The 22,702-nt window shown below is 50.5% G+C and carries 15 protein-coding genes; 2 read left to right on the top strand and 13 right to left on the bottom strand.

Going from position 1 to position 22,702, the window contains the following annotated elements:
* Window positions 1-15: 15 nt before the first annotated feature.
* From ACR9EC_RS00425 to ACR9EC_RS00390, 8 genes are all read right to left on the bottom strand, one after another.
* Window positions 16-993, bottom strand: a complete 978-nt coding sequence (locus tag ACR9EC_RS00425; RefSeq protein ID WP_435299556.1) for a prephenate dehydrogenase — start codon at window positions 991-993, stop codon at window positions 16-18.
* Window positions 994-1,002: 9 nt separating this feature from the next.
* Window positions 1,003-1,944 carry a prephenate dehydratase gene (locus ACR9EC_RS00420; RefSeq protein WP_435299555.1) on the bottom strand — a complete coding sequence of 314 codons (942 nt, stop codon included), beginning with the start codon at window positions 1,942-1,944 and terminating at the stop codon, window positions 1,003-1,005.
* Window positions 1,945-1,958: 14 nt separating this feature from the next.
* Window positions 1,959-2,825: a hypothetical protein gene (locus ACR9EC_RS00415; protein ID WP_435299554.1), complete on the bottom strand. Its 867-nt coding sequence runs from the start codon at window positions 2,823-2,825 to the stop codon at window positions 1,959-1,961.
* A 96-nt stretch (window positions 2,826-2,921) separates the two neighbouring features.
* Window positions 2,922-5,552 (bottom strand): VanW family protein, encoded by a 2,631-nt coding sequence (locus ACR9EC_RS00410; RefSeq protein WP_435299553.1) that lies wholly within the window; start codon window positions 5,550-5,552, stop codon window positions 2,922-2,924.
* Between the two features lie 118 nt (window positions 5,553-5,670).
* Window positions 5,671-6,033 carry a DUF6113 family protein gene (locus ACR9EC_RS00405; RefSeq protein WP_435299552.1) on the bottom strand — a complete coding sequence of 121 codons (363 nt, stop codon included), beginning with the start codon at window positions 6,031-6,033 and terminating at the stop codon, window positions 5,671-5,673.
* 56 nt (window positions 6,034-6,089) lie between these two features.
* Window positions 6,090-7,052: a PIG-L family deacetylase gene (locus ACR9EC_RS00400; RefSeq protein WP_435299551.1), complete on the bottom strand. Its 963-nt coding sequence runs from the start codon at window positions 7,050-7,052 to the stop codon at window positions 6,090-6,092.
* A gap of 94 nt (window positions 7,053-7,146) precedes the next feature.
* Window positions 7,147-9,054: a translational GTPase TypA gene (gene typA / locus ACR9EC_RS00395; RefSeq protein WP_435299550.1), complete on the bottom strand. Its 1,908-nt coding sequence runs from the start codon at window positions 9,052-9,054 to the stop codon at window positions 7,147-7,149.
* Between the two features lie 331 nt (window positions 9,055-9,385).
* The gene (locus ACR9EC_RS00390; protein WP_435299549.1) at window positions 9,386-11,086 is read right to left on the bottom strand and encodes an ABC transporter ATP-binding protein; all 1,701 of its coding nucleotides are present in this window, start codon (window positions 11,084-11,086) and stop codon (window positions 9,386-9,388) included.
* An 84-nt stretch (window positions 11,087-11,170) separates the two neighbouring features.
* Here ACR9EC_RS00390 and ACR9EC_RS00385 point away from each other — a divergent pair, with 84 nt between their 5' ends.
* Window positions 11,171-11,701, top strand: a complete 531-nt coding sequence (locus ACR9EC_RS00385) for a PH domain-containing protein (protein ID WP_435299548.1) — start codon at window positions 11,171-11,173, stop codon at window positions 11,699-11,701.
* A gap of 14 nt (window positions 11,702-11,715) precedes the next feature.
* Here ACR9EC_RS00385 and ACR9EC_RS00380 read toward each other — a convergent pair whose 3' ends face one another.
* The 3 genes from ACR9EC_RS00380 to ACR9EC_RS00370 form a co-directional block, all read right to left on the bottom strand.
* On the bottom strand, window positions 11,716-12,768 hold the full coding sequence (locus tag ACR9EC_RS00380; protein ID WP_435299547.1) for an ABC transporter permease: 1,053 nt from the start codon (window positions 12,766-12,768) through the stop codon (window positions 11,716-11,718).
* The gene (locus ACR9EC_RS00375; protein ID WP_435299546.1) at window positions 12,765-14,300 is read right to left on the bottom strand and encodes an ABC transporter permease; all 1,536 of its coding nucleotides are present in this window, start codon (window positions 14,298-14,300) and stop codon (window positions 12,765-12,767) included. Before ACR9EC_RS00375 ends, ACR9EC_RS00380 begins: the two co-directional genes overlap by 4 nt.
* Window positions 14,301-14,478: 178 nt before the next feature.
* Window positions 14,479-16,290: an ABC transporter family substrate-binding protein gene (locus ACR9EC_RS00370; RefSeq protein WP_435299545.1), complete on the bottom strand. Its 1,812-nt coding sequence runs from the start codon at window positions 16,288-16,290 to the stop codon at window positions 14,479-14,481.
* A gap of 568 nt (window positions 16,291-16,858) precedes the next feature.
* On the opposite strand from ACR9EC_RS00370, the gene ACR9EC_RS00365 reads away from it, so the two are divergent.
* Window positions 16,859-18,067, top strand: coding sequence for a hypothetical protein (locus tag ACR9EC_RS00365; RefSeq protein WP_435299544.1), 1,209 nt, complete (start codon window positions 16,859-16,861; stop codon window positions 18,065-18,067).
* A gap of 19 nt (window positions 18,068-18,086) precedes the next feature.
* Here ACR9EC_RS00365 and ACR9EC_RS00360 read toward each other — a convergent pair whose 3' ends face one another.
* Window positions 18,087-19,226 carry a TIGR04053 family radical SAM/SPASM domain-containing protein gene (locus ACR9EC_RS00360; RefSeq protein WP_435299543.1) on the bottom strand — a complete coding sequence of 380 codons (1,140 nt, stop codon included), beginning with the start codon at window positions 19,224-19,226 and terminating at the stop codon, window positions 18,087-18,089.
* A 227-nt stretch (window positions 19,227-19,453) separates the two neighbouring features.
* Entirely contained in the window at window positions 19,454-22,681 is a 3,228-nt protein-coding gene (locus ACR9EC_RS00355; RefSeq protein ID WP_435299542.1) for a DEAD/DEAH box helicase, read from the bottom strand.
* Window positions 22,682-22,702: the final 21 nt, after the last annotated feature.

The raw sequence follows: 22,702 nt of genomic DNA, 5'->3' as shown, positions 1-22,702 counted from the left end.
TTCCGCACGTGTGCACTACGCATAGTCAACAACAATGCGCCCACGTTCAGACGATTCAACATCTGCAACGTGGACGACGAGACGACCTGCACTGCCCATGTCCATAACATCGTCAAGCCATGTTTCCCCGAGAACTAGGCGTTCAGGTTGCTCTGCCGCCTCACGTGAGAGAAGCTCGCCGGCAAAAAAAGCACGTGCACTACCACTATGCTCCTCACCTAATGCCTCTTTAAGAACTATGAGATCTTCAATGAGGTTATCCAACACCGGAACCACAGCTGCACGGTTATCTGCAATCATTGCGTAATTCCTTTGCGGATTTCCGCGTGCAACACGGGTTCCGTCACGAAAACTCCCCGCTGCTAAACGCTCAGCAATAGAACGAATAGACGAGTGCTGCACTGAGTTCAACAATGCATGCGCAAGGACATGCGGAACATGACTGACATGCGCGACTGCTTGGTCATGCGTGTCAGCGTCAAGGACAAGCGCACGACCATGAAAAACGTGGGTAATCATCCGTAATACCTGCACAACATGTTGCTGCTCGCAGTTCTGTTGCGGCGTTACCGCCCACGTTGCCCCCAAAAAAAGTTTTGGCTGAGCGGCCATAAAGCCCGATTCTTCAGTGCCCGCCATGGGGTGGGCCCCCACAAATTGCGCACCCAACCCTGCTTCACGAGCTGCGCGAAGAACACTGCCTTTAACGCTTCCAACATCAGTAACAGTCACGTCCGGTGACACCTGCTGAGCAACCTTTAATAGGGTTTCTGCCATGTGTTTTAACGGCACGGCAAGCACAACAATTTCTGTCTCCTGCGAAAAAATATCCGCTAACGTCTCATGTACTTGCACACCATGGTTACGCGCATCATCACGTGTTGACTGGTCAATGTCCCATGCATGAACTGTCACGCCACTGTTTTTCGCAGCGAGCGCTAAAGACCCGCCAATAAGACCCAATCCAATAATGCTTATCGTTGAAAGCGGCATGTCGGTTCCTCACCACAGTAAAGCTCGTGCTGTTTCCACAGCCGTGGAAGACGAATCTGCGCTCAATGGCGCAATACGAGACTGGTCAACGGTGTCATCAATTTCACCGCGCGCTGGGAACACTCCTAAAGTTTTTACCGCGTCGCCGTGATGTAAGAACCCTTCTAAAACATCATGTAACTCAGGATGCCACGGGGCAGCATCTACCGTAATGATGAAGGTGTATTTCCCTTCCAAAGCTTTTAGCGGGCGCGTAATAAGAGAAGACATGTTTACGTCCCGTTCGCCACATGCGTTTGATATCCGTGCGAGCACACCCGGCCCAGTAATTTTTGGGGTAACGGCAAGCATCGTACGTAACCGCGACGCGTCCGCTTCGCTGTACGCCTGTTGTCTATCAGGTATTGCAAGTACCCGATCACGCGACGTAATGAGTAAAAACCGTGTGCGCGCGCCAGAAAAATCTTGAACATTCGAAGCCAAGCGTTCCAACGAATAAAGCTCTCCACACAATGCTGGTCCAAGAGCAATCTGATGTGCTTGTATGTCTCTGCACGCAGCCGCATTTGAAGAAGCTGAAACTTCATGCACATGACGTTGCGAAATAAAGTTACGACATTGAGCAAGACCGTGAGGATGGCCCACTATTTCGCTGAATGTATCGCCTGCGTCAGGGCGCACAAACGCGTCAAAAGCAATCGACACAAACACTTCATCAACCGCGACAACGTTACGGGCCGCTACAAGAGCATCCAGCGAAGGAACAACATAGCCTTCTACAGAACTTTCAATAGCAACAATTCCATAGTCGAGTGTGCCCTCTTCCACTCCGTCATAGACGTCAGTTACTGTTCCTAACGGCAGTAACAGTGCATCTTTAGGAGCAGCAGACAGCGCAGCTTGGTGGGTGAAGGTTCCTTCAGGACCCAAATATCCAACACGCGTGTGCATGAAAGCCGCCTACCTTATATTTCAGAACCAGATATGCGAGACCATACTGGGGTTAATGCATCAGGGCCAGGCACAAAATGTGAGCCTTGAAGTACAGCTAAAACGCGATGTTGCACCTCGCGTTGTGTAAGTTCCCCGAGCAAAGCGTTGAGTTGCTGTGCTCTGGTAACCCCAAATGAACTCAAAAAGATGTGCGGGCCCTGCGCAGAACGTTGAGAACGCAAATGCTGTAGGTCAATACCCTGTTCTGCAAACACAGACAGTGTCGCTAACAACGAACCTTGATGATCTTCATGCGGGCCAAATGCCAACCATACTTGGGCTTCTTCAGTAAAAGATGGCAGCTCAGTCTTTTTTTGCACTAGCCCGTACCACAGGGCAGGTACCTCAGCGAACTTGTATGAATCAGGTAATTCAATGAAGCCTGCTGGGATTACCGATCGTTCAATCACGAGCATCCCATGCTCACCGGCCAATTCAGCACGTTCTTCGACAGACATGCTGGTGGGGACGACATGCGGAGCTATACCCAAGGTACGAAGTACATACCGGCAATCCCGCATTCCCGATTCGTCAATGATGGCGTGAGTTGATGATTCTTGTGAACGACTCACCAAAGTCCATTGAGATTCGATGGACGAGGCACTCGTAATTACTAGTGAGTTATCTGCGGCTAAAAGGAGGCGTTCTAGATCAGGCAAAGGTTGAGCAGGGTGTCCGATGTGCACCACTGCACTAATCGCATCAAGTGCCGCAATCGTTGACAGCGTTGTGCTACGAGCACCTAAATCAAGAAGCACTGAGTCTCCTTGAGTCCACCCGCCGCGTTCCGCTGCCATTAATGCATGAACCGCAGATTCTCTTTCGCTTCTGCCTAGCATGTGTGCTCCTTCGCTTCAGGTGGATCGCTCTACACATGCTATAGCGCAGAAGCAATAATGATCGCTTCTGCGCTATAGAACGGACACTCGCTGTGTCTAGTTGTCTTTGTCGTCCTTTTCAGATTTTGGCTTTTCACATACGACACCGTGGTCTGGTTTATATGTCCACGTGTTTGCTTCGTCGATGACGGTTTTGCTGGTGGCTATCTCTGTAACTTTTCGTGTAACCGTTACAGTAAACCCGTCATGCCCTTGGCGGTAAGGGATGCAATCACTCGCGGTTGACGTGTTCGTAGTTGCCCGAACAATGTTCCGACGAGGTGATGTCGTTGTTTTAACGTCGTATGTTTTTGTTCCCCACGCTTCAACGGTGAGTTTTCCGCCAGAAATGTAGCTGCGAAGCAAAATTCCCGTGTCAGAATCGTTGCGCCAAATCATGTCGATGGAACCTTCAAAGAGGGTAGATTCACGGCCTTCTGGGTAACGGGTAAACCATACCGAGTGTGGGCGGTGCGCAATATCTGTCATACCTGCAAAGAAGCCAGCGTTGTACGACGTAGTAGACATTTGTGAGAGTCCACCACCCACACCATCCTTGTGGATGCCATTTACGATAACGCCGGCAGCATGATAACCGTTTGCGGTGGTCACTGGGCCGATAGCCTTAATGAGGTTGAATTCTTCGCCTGGCTTGACGAGAGTTCCAGTTACCCGCTTTGCTGCCAGTCGCAAGTTTTCCGTACGGTAATACTCGCTTGTGAGCGGCGTGGAAAAGCTCGCAACTTTTTCTTTAATACCAAGTGCTTCTAGAGCCTCATTCGAGTCTTTAGGATCAACTTCTACAAGGTGCGCTTCTGTCGTCCGGTTATCGCCTTTTGCTGCCTGTGCAAAGTCACGCGATAGTGCTTCAGCATCAATTTTTGTTCCGGCCTTACCAGGCTTAATGACTGGTTTTCCCTCAACGAAAACAAATTTTGCGTCTTTTGATTCCGTCAAAAGATTATCGGTACGTTTCACCACGTCTTGCGCTAATTTTTCGCCATCAAAATCAAAAGACATCGTGTTGCCTTCAGTAGACACCGAAATATCTTTCGTAAAGGTATCTGGAAGCAACTCCGCAGATTGATCCCCTACCTGCACGGTTACAGAAGCAGAAGCAATTTTTTTCGCTTCTTGCAAGTATGTGTCTGTCAGCTCTTGAGTCATTTCTGGAGCGACCGACATGGTTGTTAATGGGATTGGGCGCACTGAAGTGAACAGATTATCGACGATGTTCTTTTGGGCATCTGCGTAGTCGACGCTCGTTCCATCTTCAGCAGGTGTCGCGACCGCAGCACCATCAACGAACGCTACGGTGCCGTTGACCGGTTCAACGTGAAGAGAGCTTACGGCTGCTTCAATAGTTGTTTTAAATGCAGTGTTATCGACCGTCAAGACGGGTTCAAGTTCTCCCCCACCAGCGATGTGATCCCAAAAGTATGCTGGACTTAACGTGAAACCCGTAAGGCCATCAACGGTTTGTGCAGCATCTAACGAAATTCCAGCTTCGCGTGGAACAATCGATGTTTTTAATTCTCCTGACGAAAGTTGCACTTTCGCGTCAAGCTGGTGGCTCAGTCGTTCATCCAATAATGTTGCCGCGTCTGCTTCGTTCAGGCCGCCGACATCAACTCCTGCAACAGTTGTGCCTTTCGCGATTGAATCAGCAAAAGCCCACTGAGCAGCTAAATATCCGCCAACAAGAACAACGACCCCAGCAGTGATGCCAATAAACCCTCGACTCCAGTTGAACTTAGTTTTTTCTTCATTTTCGAAGTCATCCAAACTAGCGTTTGAGTCTTTTTTTGATTCTTTATGCGCAGTTCCAACAACATGTTGAGAAACCGATTGTTCCGGTAAGAACGATCGTGGGGCAATAGTTGGTGGCTGTTCAGTTACAGGCTCACTTGCGGTTTTTGGGGCAGCATCAGCTTTAGGCTGTACATCCGGTTGCGGTTGTTCCGTCGTCCCGTGGGAAAGTGCAGCAGCGTCAACAATTGGGTGTGCTGTTGTCGCAGGAGCACTGTCCTCTTCAATAACCGATTCGGGTTCACGCTCGTCTGGCTTTTCCACCTCGGAAGGCTCAATAGGAGCGAGAGGGTTTTCTGGCGGAGTTGTCAAAATAGGGATCGGTGCAGGAGAAACACGCTTCGTTTCTTCCTGAACAGGCTCCTCGACAGCAGGCTCTTCAACGACAAGTTCTTCAACAGCAGGTTCTTCAACAGCAGGCTCTTCAACAGCAGGTTCTTCAACAGCAGGTTCGCTGTCATCTGTTTCTGTTGAATCGTTTTCTTCTGGCGCAGAAGTCTCGTGCGTTGAATCGTCAAGCAAAGGTTCATCTGCAGAAGCAGTCACATCTGGTGCAGTAGATTCTTCTGGATCACGCGTAACAGGTTCCTCGACGACAGGTTCCTCAGCAGAGTCCTCTTCTGAAGCAGCTTCTTCTGCTACTTCTTCCGCTACTGGCTCGTCTACGTCAGAAGATTCTTCCTGCTGAACCGTTGCATGCGCACGAGTATCGACATCAAGTTCGTCTTCTTCAGGTGCAGAGGGCTCTTCGTGAGAATCCTCATCGTCATTCACAGCAGCGTCATGCTCCGTGTCATGCTCTTCAAGGGTTTCTTCTACATCAGTTTTTTGCTTATCAACTGGAAGGTCCTCAGACTTGCGCCCTTGCCCGTTGGCCATGACATACTCCGCTCACGCTACTCGCCAAAAATGCTGCTCAACCAGCATGCACGCACAGCACACGACATGCTAGGAACATAACTATTTTAAAGAAAAACTTGCAAATACTGTGCCAAATTTACTCTGCATACCACGCGCGAGGGGTGAAACACGCCACGGCAATTGCGAGCAGCCCTCCACCAATCCACACGTACGTCAAAATCTGGGCCGGAAGTAACACATCCCCACCTGGACCGGACAAAGAAAGCACCTGCACAGCGACAAACCAGCCAACCCCATACAAGCCGGTTCCAAGCAAACCTAGCCAAGCTCGCATCATCACTGCAGCACTAAAAACACACGCAATAGCAAAGACAGCAACAAACGGGATAACCTCTTGCCGATGCACAACAGTACCGATGGCTCCTACCATGACCCCAAGAATCACGGCAGCACCATACTCAACTGTTGTAACAATGCGCTCTACAGCTGTGCTTTTCATAACCTGTACGTTACATTCCTTTCCTTGACGCACCCTGTGCGCCACATTCCACAAGATTATGCCAACGCCACATAGTATTCATGCGAAAACAATGGGGCATACACGTTATTACTCAAAGCGTATGCGCCCAACACAGCGGCCTGCCCATATGCGTCATTATTGTGTGGCTCTCGAACACGAACAGCATCCCATGCAGTCACCCACTGCACTTGTGTCGCGTGCGCACGCAAAGCTGCTACTACCTGATCAAAGACAGGGCGCACATCAACACACAAGACATCCTGAAGATCATGAGAACTCACGGCAGCAAACGCATCAGAAAGTTCTGGCACATACCCGTCATTCCGCAACAGTCCTGCTTGCGCCTGCTCATGCATGACACTACGGCCTGCTAGTGCAAATTCCTGTGGAATAACAGCGCTCAACAACAGCGGAGGTTCAAGCCCCCGCTCAACAATCAATTCGCACGCACGACGTGACATCTCAAACGCACGAATATGATCAGGATGCCCATACCCACCCCCAGGCTCATACGTCACCACATATGCGGGGTTTCGATCCTCAATCACGTCAGCCAGCGAAGCCGCAAGCACATCAATAGGGAAACTCACCAAAGCATTATCTGGAACAGAATCGGGCAGTTGCGCTGCGCTACTAAAACTTGAACCACCAGCAACCCACGCCATACCCGAATCGCAGTAGCGTGTTGTTGGAGAAGTCTGTGTCCGCATAGCTTCAATCTCATCCAGAAACAGATGATCTGTGACCCCTAGTTCCTGTAACGCGGCAGCTAATTCGCTTTCTCTAAAAATCCCTAAAGCTGAAGGATTCCCCTCAAGCGCCAAAGGATCCTCACCGATTACTTCTCCCTGCTCGCCTCGAGTGCACGTAACTAAAGTAACTGGCACCCCATTCCTTGCGCATTGGGCTAATAAGCCACCAGAAGTTAATGTTTCGTCGTCTGGGTGCGCGTGCACCGCCACTACTCCACCAGACAGATCCAAAGGTGTAATACGCATCCCGTCATTGTGTCACGAAGGCTTATGCATGACGAAGAAAAACGAAGGGCCGCACCCCACATGAGGTGCGACCCTTCAACGCTGTGCCAGAAACTTAAGCTTTCTTTGCACGAGAAATCGCGCGTGCGCGTTCCTGCTGGTCAAGAAGAACCTTACGGATACGTACGATCTCAGGAGTCACCTCAACGCACTCATCTTCACGAGCAAATTCGAGAGATTCTTCCAAAGTCAAGTGCTTTGGCGGAACCAAGTTCTCAAAAGAGTCAGACGAAGCAGCACGCATGTTGGTGAGCTTCTTTTCCTTGGTGATGTTCACGTCCATGTCTTCGTTACGTGAGTTCTCACCAACAATCATGCCTTCATACACTTCCTGTGTTGGATCAACAAAGAAAGTGCCGCGTTCTTGCAGGTTAATCATCGCGAACGGCGTAACAACACCCGCACGGTCAGCAACCAAAGAACCGTTAACGCGAGTCTCGATTGGTCCTGCCCAAGGCTCGTAGCCTTCTGCAATCGACGAAGCGATACCTGTTCCGCGGGTTTCGGTCATGAAGCGAGTACGGAACCCGATGAGGCCACGTGCAGGAACCATGAATTCCATGCGTACCCAGCCAGAACCGTGGTTCGACATCGTAGCCATACGACCCTTACGCTGCGCCATAAGCTGAGTTACTGCGCCCAAGTATTCTTCAGGAACATCGATGGTCATGTGTTCCATTGGCTCGTGGACTTTGCCATCGATCTTCTTGGTCACAACTTGCGGCTTACCAACGGTGAGCTCAAAGCCTTCACGACGCATCTGCTCAACGAGGATAGCCAAAGCCAACTCGCCACGGCCTTGCACTTCCCACGCGTCAGGACGCTCAGTTGGAAGAACACGCAACGAAACGTTACCGATAAGCTCAGAGTCAAGACGGTCCTTAACCTGACGGGCCGTAACCTTGTGTCCCTTACCGCCCTTACCTGCAAGAGGTGAGGTGTTGATACCGATGGTCATCGAAATAGCAGGGTCATCCACCGTGATTGTTGGCAGTGGACGAGGGTCATCAATGTCGGTCAATGTTTCACCGATCATGATGTCAGAAATACCTGCAACTGCAACGATGTCGCCAGGACCAGCTGATTCTGTTGGAACACGGTCAAGAGCTTTAGTCTCAAGCAGTTCAGTGATCTTTACGCTTTGCATAGAACCGTCTGCGCGGCACCAAGCGACCTGCTGGCCCTTACGCAAAGTTCCGTTGTGCACGCGAAGAAGCGCCAAACGACCCAAGAAAGGAGACGCGTCAAGGTTAGTGACGTGAGCCTGCAAAGGCGCTGTTTCGTCGAATGTTGGGGCTGGGATTTTCTCCAGAATTGTCTTGAACAGTGGTTCAAGGTTTTCGTTTTCTGGAAGAGTTCCATCTGCTGGCTGTTCAAGCGACGCACGACCAGCTTTAGCTGCAGCGTACACAACAGGAACGTCCAGAACTGCTTCAAGGTCTAGTTCAACCTCGTCTTGCAGGTCCGAAGCTAAACCAAGAAGCAAGTCGGTTGCTTCGCTCACAACTTCGTCGATACGCGCGTCAGAGCGGTCAACTTTGTTCACGACAAGAATCACTGGGAGCTTTGCAGCGAGTGCTTTACGCAGCACGAAGCGGGTCTGTGGGAGCGGACCCTCGGAAGAGTCAACCAGAAGAACAACGCCGTCAACCATAGACAAGCCACGCTCAACCTCGCCACCGAAGTCAGCGTGACCTGGTGTGTCAATAACGTTGATGGTGATGCCATCAGCGTGGCCTGCTTCTACAGCAGCAGGCCCTGCATAACGGACAGCGGTGTTCTTCGCGAGGATAGTAATACCCTTTTCGCGTTCGAGGTCACCGGAGTCCATAGCGCGCTCGTCAACGTTTGCACGTGGATCAAATGCACCGGTTTGACGGAGCATGGTATCAACAAGGGTGGTCTTACCGTGGTCGACGTGGGCAACGATTGCCACATTGCGCAGGTCAGAGCGCACTGACATAAAAGAACTCGTTTCACAGTGTGAGAGGTGGAAGCGTTGCAGTTACAACGCCTGCGGGGCCACGCGGTTGCGGTTTTCCCCAGTGCCGCTCCACAGAAAACTTGAGTACGGGGCACATGTATCTCGGAGCGAAGTGTTCGGTATCGCGTGGGCACACGCGCTGGATCAAGAAGGCCTCTTGTTCATCAGCGCAGCATTTCACACGATGGCCTATGCAATTTTACCCCTCAACACCATAGGTGAGGCTACATGTCATGCCTCACACAGCAGCGCAAGCCCGTGAACACACGAAAGTGGGGCAAGTAAACACTTGCCCCACTTGTACGTGCACTTAGGAAACGCGGATCAATTTATCGCGTGTTTCCCGGCGTTTACGCTGCTCGTCTGGGTCTGGAACAGGAACAGCCGCCAACAAACGCTTCGTGTAATCATCGGCTGGACGTTCTAGCACCTGCTTGCGCGAACCAAATTCGGCAAGCTTTCCGTGACGCATAACAGCAATTCGAGAAGCCAACATTTCCACAACAGCAAGGTCGTGAGAAATGAACAAGCAAGCAAACCCGTGTTCTTTTTGCAGGTCAAGGAACAAGTCAAGAACTTTCGCCTGAACTGACACGTCAAGCGCAGAAGTTGGCTCGTCCGCGATCAAAAGCTTAGGGCTCAAGCTGAGCGCACGCGCAATACCAACACGTTGACGCTGTCCACCAGACAACTCGTGTGGGTAACGGTTACGCATAGCACGAGGAAGCTCTACCTGGTCAAGCAACTCTTCAATACGACGCTGCAACTGTGCACCACGAGCGACCTTACGCAAGAACATTGGCTCACCAATAGACTCACCAATTGGAATACGCGGGTTCAGTGACGAACCTGGGTCTTGGAAAACAATCGAAACATCCGTGCGAACAGCAAGCAACTCATCTTTTGAGATGCCGGACATTTCTGTTCCGTCGATCTTTAACGACCCGCCCGCAACTGGAAGCAAACCTACTGCGGCACGACCGACTGTTGTTTTTCCAGAACCTGACTCACCAACGAGGCCAACAACCTCACCACGTGCTATGTCAAAGGACACACCATCAACTGCACGAACGGCAGGCACACGACCACGCTTCGGGTATTCGATGATGAGATCACGTGCGTCAAAGACGAGGTCTTCGTCTTTGTGCTGCACAGGCTTTGCTGGTTCAACATCATGCGCCGTGTATTGACCAAGGTGCGGCACAGCGTCGAGTAGCTGTTGCGTGTATGGGTGCTGCGGAGCGTTGAAGATGTCATGCGATGTGCCGTGCTCGACAATCTCACCGTTACGCATAACGATGATGCGGTCGGCCATGTCAGCGACAACACCCATGTCGTGGGTGATCAGGACGATACCCGAATCAAACTTGTGACGCAGGTCGTGCAACAGCTTAAGGATTTCTGCCTGCACAGTAACGTCAAGAGCTGTCGTTGGCTCATCAGCGATAAGCATTTTCGGGTTAAGCGCAAGAGCTTGTGCGATCATCGCACGTTGACGCTGTCCACCAGACAACTGGTGTGGGTACTTGTCGAGCGCAACCTCTGGGTTAGGAATTTCCACGAGGTTCAACAATTCGAGCGCACGAGCACGAGCACGCTTTGGGCTCATCTCTGTGTGCGCACGAAGTGTTTCAACAATTTGGAACCCAATCGTGTACACAGGGTTCATCGCAGTCATTGGTTCTTGGAAGATGACTGCCATGTCGTTTCCACGAATGTGACGCAACTGGCTGTGGTTTAACCCAACAAGTTCTTTCCCACGGAGCTTTGCGCTTCCAGTGGAGCGACCGTTTGCTGGCAGCAACCCAAGCAGCGACATCGAGGACTGGGTTTTACCAGATCCTGACTCACCGACGATAGCGAGAACTTCGCCTGGGTATACCTCATAGTTGATGGATTTTGCGGCAGCAAACCATTCCCCATCAACCCAGAACTCTACGGTTAAATCTTCAACCTTAAGAATGGGATCATTCTTCTTTTTCTTTGGCGATTGTGCGTTGCCTGAGGTCATCGCCAATCACATCCTTCCAAATACAGCCACCAACTGCGAGCGTCGTATGCCGCAATTTTGGTTCGCACTGTCAAAATTAAGTGTATGGGTCCTACTGAGATTTTTCGTCCAACGTTCAGCCGTATTCTGGCCTATGCGCTGTGGGCGCTGCTTGCTTTTATCGCAGTGAGCGCCGTTATTGGCACTGACGGCACGCTGCGGCTCCGAACAATAGCTGGTTGCCTGTTTGTGAGTGTCGCTGTATGGCTGTTTTATTTCCGGCCCTACCTCGAAATCTCTGATGGTGGAGTGCACATTGTCAATCCTTTGCGCACGGTACACATTCCGTGGCCTGCTGTGAAAGAAACCTACATTCGAGGTAGCTTTCACGTTTCTACCACCGGTGAGACCGTGCACAGCGCTTATGCGGCGACCATCCAAAACAAACGCAACAACCTCGGTCTTGCTGGAGAGGCTAAGCAGGTCAGCGATGCGCGTTTTGACGCGTTGGCTGACGCAGGATTTCTCGACGACGTTCGTCCAGAAGGAGCACCAGTTAAGCAAACGTGGTTTAGCAACGGTGTTATTGCGCTGAGCGCAAGTTTCGCACTGTTGCTGGTCACGTTTGTTATCTAGTGCTCCTCGCTGAATCATCGTTGCGTAGAGTCCTTACCTGCTACGTTCGCTGCGTTTAGTTGAGCTTTTAGCTCAGCTTTACGCAGTGCACGGACAGTTGGAATACGGCGTTGACGAGGGTCAAAAGCGTCGCGTAGACCGTCACCAATGAAGTTCACGCATAGAGCGATCGTCACGATGAAGAGACCTGGCCACCAGAACAACCATGGACGGGTCGCAAAAGCGGACTGATATTCAGAGATCAGGTTTCCGAGAGAAATCTCTGGTCGCTGAATACCGAAGTCAAGGTAGGACAACGCGGTTTCGAGAAGAACAGCGGCGCTGAGCATCAATGTGGAGTTCACGATGATGACAGCAACTGTGTTAGGCAGCATGTGCTTGAAAATAATTCGCACGTTTGATGCGCCTGCTACACGTGCCGCTTCAACGAATTCTCGTTCTCGGAGAGATAGGAATTCACCACGGACGAGTCGTGCGAGACCAGTCCAGCTCAAGACTCCCAGTGCTACTGCAAGGTAGAGCGGTGTTGGCTTGTCAAAGATCTTTCCAAGGACCGCACCGATGATAAGGATTGGCACTACAAGGAAAAGCTCAGTGAAACGCATGAGGAGCATGTCGATCCAGCCACGGAAGTAACCGGCAAGAGTACCGATCAGAATTCCGATCGTGGTGGCAACAAAAGCAACAACGGTCATCACAAGAAGCGATGTTTGGATACCACGCATAACGCGGGCGAAGTTGTCACGTCCAAGTTCGTCTTGACCAAATGGGTGATTACCGATGGTGAAGCCACCTTCACCCCATAACTGCATGGTTGGCGCTCCACCAGCCAATTCAACGGGTCCAGTTTGCGTATATGTCCATTTCCACCAGCCTGGGATCGGTCCCCAACCAATGGAAGTTACAGACAGCACGACGACTGCTAAAAGAACAAACAAAGAAATCATTGCTGCTTTGTGACGGAGGAACCGTCGCATCACAATTTGGCCTTGTGAAAGACCAACAACTTCTTTCAATGCGATCTCGTTTTCGAGACGTGTTTCTGTGTTTTTGTTCTGCTCGCTCATGCGTTTACTCGAATCCGTGGGTCCAGTACGGCGTACAGGAGGTCAACGATAAAGTTGGCGACAATAGCCACGGTACCGATAACAAGAACGTATGCCATCACAGGTTCAATTTCGTTTTTGTCAAGCCCGCTAAGGAACATTGTTCCCATTCCGCGCCAACCGAAGATACGTTCGGTGATAACTGCTCCACCAAGGATTCCAGCAAAGTCAAGTGGAATGATCGTTGCGAGTGGGATGAGAGCGTTACGGAATGCGTGACGCACCAAGACCACACGTTCGGTAAGACCTTTAGCACGCGCAGTACGAACATAATCTTGGTTCATTACTTCGAGCATGGAAGCACGCGAGTAACGCGTGTACAACGCAAACGAAACAAGAATCAAAACTGTTGACGGCAGAATCAAGTGTGTGAAGGAGTCAAGCTGCGTAGTCCAGAACGAGCCTTTAAGACCTGGCGTTTCTGAACCGATTGTCGCAATAGGACGTCCGTTGATTGCAGAAGAATTAAAGTACGGCTTCCACGCTTGCATAACGCGGTCGACAAAAAGCAACCCGAAGCTCAGCAAACCAACCAAAGCGCTCACACGCATGGAGATTGCGCGGTCATAACCGCCGAATAGCCATCCGATCAGGAACCCTGCAGCGACAAACGCTACTGTTAGTCCTGCTATTGACCAAGCGGTTGCTCCCACGAAAGCGAATTGCATGGGGTACCACAGAGCTGCTGCAAGAAGAGCTGTTGTCAACGCCGCATATAGCGCCTTACGGTTACGCAGGCCTGCCATAAGTGCGGTGAGACCAAAGGCAGCTCCTGCGGCAGTAATAGCGATTACTACAGGGCCTAAGGATGGGTTGTTGAGCCATCCTGTAGCGCTGATGTACCACAGGATAGCTGCGTTAAGCGCAAATGCGGATCCGAAAACAATAAGTCGACGCTTTGCGTCACCGGCGACCACAGCTTGCCATATTCCCCCTGCAAGAACGGAAAGCCCCAGAACCAAACCAACGCTTAGCGTTGGGTCAGCAAGGAAATCGTTAAATCCGATTGCGCCCCACTGCTTGAGGAGCACAGCGACCCAGAAGCTTGGTAGGGAGTAAAGAAGGAACGAAATAAAGATAATGGTGTAGTCGAAGCCGGTGTACTGACGCAGCGCTGAAACAACACCAACAGTGATACCGAGCAGCATTGCCAAGATTGTGGCAATAAGAACAAGTTTCAGAGTGACGCCGAGTGATGAACCAAGGATAGACATAACATCCTGGTTTGTGGTCCATGCAGTCCCGAGATCGCATTTTCCTACAAAACAGCCAGCCACCCCGCCGAGCCAGCCGAGATATCTCACGGGCGCGGGAACATCTAATTGCAGCGCAGTTATTCGAGCTTGTATAAGCGCTTCTTTATTGGGTGCTGTGCTTGCACGCAGGTCTTCAAGTGGGTCGATGGCGAAATCGACCAACAAGTAGATCAGGAACGTGGCGACAAGCAGCACTCCAAAAGACGAGAGCGCTCGTCTAAAAATGAAGTTGAACATGAATTGACCTCTCCAGCGGTGACCGAGCCGGCCTTTCCGCAAGCGAATTACCGATCGAGTTTACCTAGTTTTTCTTGGAACTCGAACATCGCACTGTGGCGCCAGAGCGGATCACGCTCTGGCGCCACAGTTCTAACTCACATTTTCATGTGATTCTGCGGGAGTTAAGTCCCACGAATCAGCCTGTAATGTCCCAGTTCCAGAAACCTGCGAAGATGGTTGGGCTGATCGAGATTGGCTGTACGCCGGAAACCTTCTTGTTCCATGCGTTCACTGCTGGGAATTGGAAGATGGTGGTACCAAAGGCGTCTTCCCACAGCTGCTTTTCAATGTCGATCTGGATTTGCGCCTGCTTAGCTGGCTCAGTTTCAACCTGGAGGTCCTTGAAGAGGCCGTCTACGGTCTTGTTGGAGTATCCGTAGAAGTTGTTAAGGCCCTTAGTGCGGTATGTTGCGTCCGACTCGGTTACAGCGGTCGAGGTGGACTGCCATCCGAAGAGCGAAGCGTCGTACTTGTCCTGTGCGGTGGCAAGCATTGAACCCCACTCGGTGTTCGAGGAGTCAATAACGTTGAATCCTGCCTTCGCAGCTGACTCTTGGATCAAAACGTATTCGTTTGCACGACGTACGTTGTCCTTTGCGAAGAGGAGACGTACGTCAACCTTGTCAACGCCAACTTCCTTGAGGAGGGACTTTGCCTTCTCAATGTCAACGTCTTTGAACGCTGCTGAACCGTTCTGCTCAACCATTGCTGGGTAGTTCGGGTCGTCTTCAAGGAGCAAGAAGGAGTCACGAGTCTTCGCGTTCGGGTTGATAGGCATGATCAGCTGCTCAACGATTGCTTGACGTGGGATTGTCAGCAAGAATGCTTGACGTACTTTCTTGGCCTTTTCAGCGTCGCCGCCGTATGTTGCAGGGTCGAATGGTCCACCGTTGTTCTGAACCATGTCAACGTGCTCGTATGTGCCGTCAACGCCTGTTGCAACTTCTACGTTTTGTAGAGCTTGGAGCTGGGTGAGTGTGTCAGCTGTTGCCTGTGGCGCGAGCATGTCAATTTCACCGTTTTGCAGCGCCTGGACTTGAGCCTGTGGGTCTTCGTTGTAACGAACAACGATACGGTCTAGCTTGCCGGCCTTGTCACCAACGTAGTTCTCGTTCTTTTCGAGAATAATTGATTGGCCTTCAGTGTACTCAGTGATGATGTACGGACCTGAAGCCAGTGCTTGGTTCTCAGCTGGTGTTGCTTTGAAGTCGAATCCTGTACGCCATGCTTCAGCGATCTTTGCTAGAGCTTTACGGTCGTTGTTTTGGATTGCTTCAGTAACTGCCTTTTTACCTGCAGCTGCGTCATCACCAAGTCCAGCGAACTTTGCGGTGATGTGTGCTGGCATTGTTGGCGCGAATGCGGTTTCCCAGTCAGCGAATGGCTTGGAGTAAGACAAAGTAACGGACTTACCGTCGTCACCAATTTCAGGGACGTCTTTAACCAGTGCGAGCCCTGGGGATCCGGAAGCAAAGAAGACCTGGTCTTCTTTAACGATAACTTCGCCAGTCTCCTCATCGGTGTCAACTGAGTCGTTGAGGTTGGAGGAAAGTCCAGCCCATGCGAGAAGAAGGTCTGCGGAGTCAAGTGGGGTACCGTCTGACCACTTTGCGTTCTCAGAAAGCGTGTACTTGATCTTTAGTGGGTCTTCCGACACGATCTCGTAGTTACCGAACGAGGTGTCTGGCACGAGGTTGAGGTCTTTGTCGTAGTAGTTGAAGGTCGACAAAGTCATGGTGGTGATCACGGCGTTCGCACTTGCGTTTCCGTGGTCGGTGTTCTCGTTGTATGAGTAGAACGGCTGGTTCCAACCAACTGTTACAACCTTTGGTCCAGTGTTTGTCTGGTCTGTGGTTGGCGAGTCTTCGCTAGCTGGGGTGGAGCATGCTCCAAGTGCCAGCGTTGCACCAACAAGAGCGGCTAATGGAGCCCACTTCTTGATCTTCAATGTTCCTCCTTGAAGGATGGGAGGTGTCAGGACCGATTTTTGCTGCTGGTACAGCAAACCCAACACTGGTACTCCCTTTGCGTTACATACGAAGGTACAGACCTTTGGCTGTCTCAAAAACCAAAAGTGCGAATATCACATGCATCGTTATCGAAGTGATACCGATCAGTAACCTGAGAAACACTCGTCCCAGCATGTGGACGGCATTCATTGAAATGGCGAGATTTTGCCGGAAATTTTGTCAACCTAAACGCATGAAATGGACTCCCCACGCACTGAAATATACCTTTTGTTACAAAAATTACTTCCAGCGGGTCCCATAAAGTTGCACTGACAACACATCTCACATATTGATATTTTCTGGAGTCTCGTTCATGGCTTAACTCTGTTTTGCAACTTTCGAGCACTCGCACAAAGCTATAAGCCGACTTGTCTACACAAAGACAGCACCCATCCTTCATCACGAAAAACCATTTCTCTTTCAAAGGCACACTAGGGTTCTAATCCAGACTCCCCACGGATACTCACCCCTTACTTTTATTGCCGCTACAGAATGGAACAGAACCACATGAACCGTGCTGCCCTTCGAGCATCTTCCTATGCCTTCATCGGCACGCTTGCATTAATCACCACAGGGTGCGCAACCGACGAAAGCTCTGCACAACCAACAGAAACGTCCCCTACACCACTCGCAAGTGCCTTCTCCGGACAAAAATTTGAGACCGAAATCGGTCTAACTCAACCTGATTCCCTAACAACCCACACACTCTCAGAACACCCAATTAACGCTGCGAAACCTGTCAGCCTTTTAGCGTGGCACGACCACCAAACAGTCATCAGTCACGGCCTAATAGAAGATGGATCTCTCAAAGAAAACAACAAACTCGTTTTTGACACCAAAGAAGGCGCCTACCATCTCACGCCTCCCGCAGTACAAGACGACCCACCACGACAAGCACTAACAGCTAGCATCACAGAAAAATATGTTGTCTGGTCTGAAGCAGCTGGACTCGAATCCGGCACCGCACAGCGAGTCTTTTTACACGACAAAGCAAAGAAAACAACAAATTTTATACACCCAGCAGACACAACCAAATTTGGGCTGACTTTAGGCGCCATTGGCGGTGACGCACTACCCGTTTTTAGCGACGATAAAATCTGGTGGCACACCACATATCAAACACCTGAAGGCAACAAAAACCCTGCACTCGTCATGCATGACCCGCTCCACGGTGCAACAACAGTCGTTGCTGAAGGCTATACGCAACCCAAACCATTAGGAGACGGCATCGTCGCGTTAGGACTCAACCCACACAGTTCTGGCACGACCACAACTGGGACGACCACACACGACCCCAACGTCATAGCAAGCTTCTCCTATTTCTCCAGTGACGGAAAAAGCACAGACCTCATTACTTTCAATACGGCACACAACGAATCTGAGTTTGTGCACGACTTTGACGCCCACGACAAACTACTCGCCGTTGGTTACAAAAACTCAATCCTCGTCTTTGACGAACACGGAACCCCATTAACACGCATCAACACTGAGAACTTCGGTGTGCCCTCAAGTATTCGAGTCTGTGGAAACAACGTCGTCTTCACAACTGGAAACGACACATCAGCAGCAACAGTTCACGCAACAAACATTGCAGATAACACTGTGCAATCAGCGGCACGCAACACGGTCGTCACCAGCATTACCTGCAACGCTGACGCAGCACGTTGGACAGAAAACGCAAACGGCACCGCATTCAACATCGAAGCACGGTTCTAACCTGCGTTATATATAGGTGTTACGGCTGGTACACACATGTAGGGTCTGAAGCAAGCAAATTTCCTGTCACCGCATACGAATGCGATCGAGACCCTCCACATAATGCATTGAACCCACACACCCCGCATTTTCCGTCAAAAGTGTCTGGCTGACGCAACGACTTCAACGTAGGTGACGTCCGGTAAATATCTTTAAAGGATTCTTCTTTCACATTCCCACACTGCTGAGGAAGAAAACCTGACGGATACACGTCACCCACATGGTCAATAAACGCGAAGCCTCGCCCCGAGTTAATTTCAATAGGTGGGCGAGGCGTTCGCAAAGCACCCAACTCGTTGCGTTCATCCCGCAACTCTGCGGTGTGCTCCGTCAACCACGAATACAAGTCGCCATATTGCTCATAGTTGTGGGTCGCACGTTGAATAACCACTCGCCGATAATGTGGCGCTTCAGTGGTTTTAATAGCAACAAGATCCGACACGTCGTGCAGCCATTGCAAAACATCTTCAATTTCTTGTGGAGTCAACGCATCCAATGACTGTCCGCGCCCCGTAGGTACAAGAAAGAAAACACTCCACAACGCGGCACCAAGATCAATGACCTGTCGCAGAAGGTCAGGCAACTCATGCACAGTTTTTCGAGTGACAGTTGAGTTAATTTGCAGACGGAACCCTGCCTCTTTCACCCACCCCGCGGCAGTAACCGTCGCATCATAAACACCAGGAACCCCACGGAAAGCATCATGTGTCTGCGCAGTGCACCCATCTAACGACAACGACATTGCGGAAGCCCCCGCATCACGTAAAGCCTTCAACCGTTGTGGTGTCATACGTGGCGTGACGGATGGTGATAACGCCATATGCAGCCCTTGCGCATGCCCATACGCAACGAGTTCTTCTAGGTCCTCACGTTCAAACGGGTCTCCCCCAGTCATCACAACAATAGGGAACGGTTTTCCAAACCCCGCAATATCGTCAAGAAGGGCTTTGCCTTGGACGGTAGAAAGCTCTTTCGGGTTGCGATGATGTTGAGCATCCGCTCTACAGTGTTGGCACACAAGCGCACACGCACGAGTAACTTCCCAAATGGTGATCATGGGGCGTTCCCCAGCATCGTGGTGGAGTCGTCGTACGCTTTTTTGACCAGAAATTACTGACATAATGCCGCTTCCTTGGATGCCTTATGTGCCTTGTTTTAAGCCACGTATGGCCATACTAGAACTGGCAGACATCAAGCGCGAATAACACGAAAAACCGTCAGAAACGCAGGTAGCCAACACGATGATTATTCGTGCTGGCTACATATGTATTGCGTCTGCTCCACAGTTATTAAACCTGTTTACAGTAAACGCACTCCTGACGAAGAAACAGCAAACACATATTCATGTTATTGCTCTAGGTGTGATTTTAATGATTCAGAAAGTTGCTGGAAATAGTTGTGTTTCGCCCAAGAGTCGCGGTCACCAATAACATATAAGCGAGATTTCGCACGGCTCACAGCAACGTTAACGAGGTTAACGGTAGAGGCAGCCCACGCTTTTGCCCCAGGAGAAGCAGGATCCCCACCAAGTACCAGAAAAACGATTTCAGCTTCTCGTCCTTGCGCGGTATGAATAGTTCCAGCAGTAAGACCAGGATATTTTTGCGACAAAGAACTCAACCGGTCGGCAACAGCCCGAAATGGCGAAATAGCAATTACCTTATGATGCGCCACGCCATTCTGCGTTAAATAACGTAATGCTTTCTCAAAGCGTTCTATCTGATTTTCTTGCAGATGGCTACCTGACGTTAACGCAGGCTCATCAACCCAGTGGCTCACCGCAATGGGTGCACGCCTCTTGCCCTCTACCTCGTTATTAAACATGTCAGCATCATTATTAATACCTTCGAGGCCGTTCACCATGATTCCGTTGTAAGCAACGCTGTTACACAGAGTGAACATCGGTTCACTACACCGACGATGCACAGTTAATGGAGTACTAACCCACACTCGTGTTTCACCTTGTTGAAAAGTAGTCCCGTGGAGAGAAACCCTATCTGCAAGGGTTTGCACGGATGCTTGCGGAGGAATCCACGTGTCTGAAACACGATATGCAGAAGCAATATCTCGCTGCATTTTCGAAGGAATAGTCACAACTGGCTGAAGTTGAAGAGGATCCCCCACCGCCACAACCCGTTGTGCACGCCAAATCGCGCCCGCAGCATATTGCGGTGATGCCTGACCGGCTTCATCAATCAACACCCAGCCGATACTTTCAGGACCAATGTTTCCAAACATGCGCCCAAACGACGCAAAAGTTGTCGACACAACAGGGACGACAAGGAAAAACAGCTGCCATGCTGCACGCCGTTTTTCGGGTTCAAGGTTGTGCGGAACATTACCAGAAACAACTTCTAAAGCTGCGCGCAGTCCTTTAGACATTTCAGCGGCAGTGTTTGCAAGAAAAGCCTGATGTAGTTGCAGAGCAGCTAAGAAGAGTTCCGACCGTGCGCTATCAAGTTCTGCGTCAAGCCAAGGAGCACGTAGTTCGCGTGCAGTCCCTATCCACGTTTCGTCAGGATACGAGCACCCGATCTTTTCCTTGTCATATGTGCACTGCCGTTGAAGAAACTTCAGGCTATCTATTGCTTGCGTGAGCTTATCTTTAATAGTGAGGCGATTTTGCTGCAGTGTAACTTTTTGTGACTCAAGTTGCCGCATTTCTTCGTCAACAAGATGTTGTCTAGTTTTCGCTGCTCTCAAACGATCCTGTAAAGGACGTAACTCTGCACGCCAATCACGAATTACCCGCCCGCACGTAAATATCGTCTCAACGATACCGGGCTTCACACTTAAGTGACGTTCCCTAGCGTCCTCAGCAAAAGTAGAGTCTCTACGTGCTTGCTCCGCTAAAGGTTGGTGGGCAGCACGTTGCTGATCGATGTCGTTTAGCTCAGATTGAAGGCGTGCACCATGCTCAGTCCACTCACGAACAGCCTCACGCGCTAACGAAAATTCTTCAAGCCTGTCTTGAGCGTTCCTACGCAGCATGACGAGCTTATCTACTTGTTTTTCAGCTTCGGCAAAGTCATTGCATGCTTCAGCCCAACTTTTATGTGCGACAGTCCCATCACGCCACTGAGTTAAAAGGGTTTGCATGCGTGGTACAGCGATTGATTCATTCGTGTTTGAATGCGAATCTTGCTTTTTATCAAACCAAAATGCCGAGTGAAAAGCGCTTCGATTACGTTTGTTTCCAAGACGTGCGGCTACTAAACCCCATGCGTCAATTTTTTGTTTTTTGTTGTCTTGGCCGTCGACTGCTGCCAATACTTCTGTTGCTATATCCGCGAAATAGTCCGCCTTGTTGTGCCATAACTTGTCGATCGCTGAACGAGCGGGAACTTCTGCAGTCACATTTTCTACGGCAGCATTGTTCGCAGACACAACAACCATTTCATAACCAGTAAGTTCAGGTCTCAGTTGCTTTACGGAACGGCCGTAGCCGTTTCCTGCTTTCCACCGATATGTAACTGATGTAAATGCGTCTTCAGGGTGTGCTAGTTTTCCAAGTTGCCGTGCTCGTTCCACAATATTCCCAGCGAAAATATCTCGCAGCATCGTTGTTTTTCCCGTGCCGGGTGGGCCGTTAACTCCCATGAGCCCTCGTGTTGGAGCGAGCGTGTTCAGGGCATAATTAACAGCAAACTGTTGCCGGAGTGACAGAGCATGCTCGGGGTTTGAAGGCCACCTTCCTTTTGGAAGGTTTTCTAGTGATACAGCATCATTAACGCTCTCGTCGTTCTGGATTACATCTAGTCTGCTGGTGTGATCGATGGCTTGATCAGACGTTAAATAACTGCTTAAAGCCTCACCATATTCATGTCCATCTAACCCATATGCTTGGACTTCAGCGAGATCATCTAAGAAAAAACTATTCAGGAAATCTGTGTCTCCTGCATCTTGATCACGACGAGCAGCAACCGCAACCGACTGTATGACAATTTTGTTTGTAGCGTGACCAGAAACACCTGTAACATCTGCGATCTCCTGCGCGATACGCAGCACATGTAAAACCGATTGTTCATCTTGGGCGAGCGGCATGTGTGCACCCGCTTCGTCTACTCGTGCACCTTCAAAAATGTCGATTTCTTCAAGCAAAGCCTTCTGAGCGGTGTGAAACTTATGCGCCCACGACGAATTAGGCATGCCGTGCGTTTCGATCATTCGTGCAGCCCATAAAGCTGAAGATAAAACAGCCGAACCCTCTACAAGTTTGCCCTCATGATCCACGACGATCCCCGCGCACGCGCTGCGCCCATCTGGACGTTCGTCATAAGCGTCCTTGTCTTCCCCAAACACTTTGTGCAGGCTCGCATAAATCGATTCCACGTTATAAACACCGAGATACACAGTGTGCTGCCACACCCGCTCCGTATTACCAAGCTTTGCCGGAGGGTCTAGCGTCTCCCACGGCAATGAGAAGCTTGGACGCCATTCCATTACATGACGATCTGCAGTTTTTAACACTCGAGAAGTTGGTTTAGGGATTTTCTGCGGGCTAAAGAGTTCCAACATCCACCAAAATTGAAGGGTTTTCTGCTGCTCATCCATAGGCGAAAAAGTGTTTACCACCGACCGTTTACTCCTTACCGA

It is taken from the genome of Timonella sp. A28, from assembly GCF_051200815.1.
Lineage (GTDB): Bacteria > Actinomycetota > Actinomycetes > Actinomycetales > Cellulomonadaceae > Timonella.
This window is presented reverse-complemented; position numbering and strand designations above follow the sequence as displayed.

What these genes read in the sequence shown, in the direction of transcription:
- ACR9EC_RS00410 (WP_435299553.1), bottom strand. Translation starts at nt 5,552, where the DNA reads ATGGCCAACGGGCAAGGGCGCAAGTCTGAGGACCTTCCAGTTGATAAG.
- ACR9EC_RS00420 (WP_435299555.1), bottom strand. Translation starts at nt 1,944, where the DNA reads ATGCACACGCGTGTTGGATATTTGGGTCCTGAAGGAACCTTCACCCAC.
- ACR9EC_RS00390 (WP_435299549.1), bottom strand. Translation starts at nt 11,086, where the DNA reads ATGACCTCAGGCAACGCACAATCGCCAAAGAAAAAGAAGAATGATCCC.
- ACR9EC_RS00415 (WP_435299554.1), bottom strand. Translation starts at nt 2,825, where the DNA reads ATGCTAGGCAGAAGCGAAAGAGAATCTGCGGTTCATGCATTAATGGCA.
- ACR9EC_RS00360 (WP_435299543.1), bottom strand. Translation starts at nt 19,226, where the DNA reads ATGTCAGTAATTTCTGGTCAAAAAAGCGTACGACGACTCCACCACGAT.
- typA (WP_435299550.1), bottom strand. Translation starts at nt 9,054, where the DNA reads ATGTCAGTGCGCTCTGACCTGCGCAATGTGGCAATCGTTGCCCACGTC.
- ACR9EC_RS00365 (WP_435299544.1), top strand. Translation starts at nt 16,859, where the DNA reads ATGAACCGTGCTGCCCTTCGAGCATCTTCCTATGCCTTCATCGGCACG.
- ACR9EC_RS00400 (WP_435299551.1), bottom strand. Translation starts at nt 7,052, where the DNA reads ATGCGTATTACACCTTTGGATCTGTCTGGTGGAGTAGTGGCGGTGCAC.
- ACR9EC_RS00425 (WP_435299556.1), bottom strand. Translation starts at nt 993, where the DNA reads ATGCCGCTTTCAACGATAAGCATTATTGGATTGGGTCTTATTGGCGGG.
- ACR9EC_RS00405 (WP_435299552.1), bottom strand. Translation starts at nt 6,033, where the DNA reads ATGAAAAGCACAGCTGTAGAGCGCATTGTTACAACAGTTGAGTATGGT.
- ACR9EC_RS00375 (WP_435299546.1), bottom strand. Translation starts at nt 14,300, where the DNA reads ATGTTCAACTTCATTTTTAGACGAGCGCTCTCGTCTTTTGGAGTGCTG.
- ACR9EC_RS00385 (WP_435299548.1), top strand. Translation starts at nt 11,171, where the DNA reads ATGGGTCCTACTGAGATTTTTCGTCCAACGTTCAGCCGTATTCTGGCC.
- ACR9EC_RS00380 (WP_435299547.1), bottom strand. Translation starts at nt 12,768, where the DNA reads ATGAGCGAGCAGAACAAAAACACAGAAACACGTCTCGAAAACGAGATC.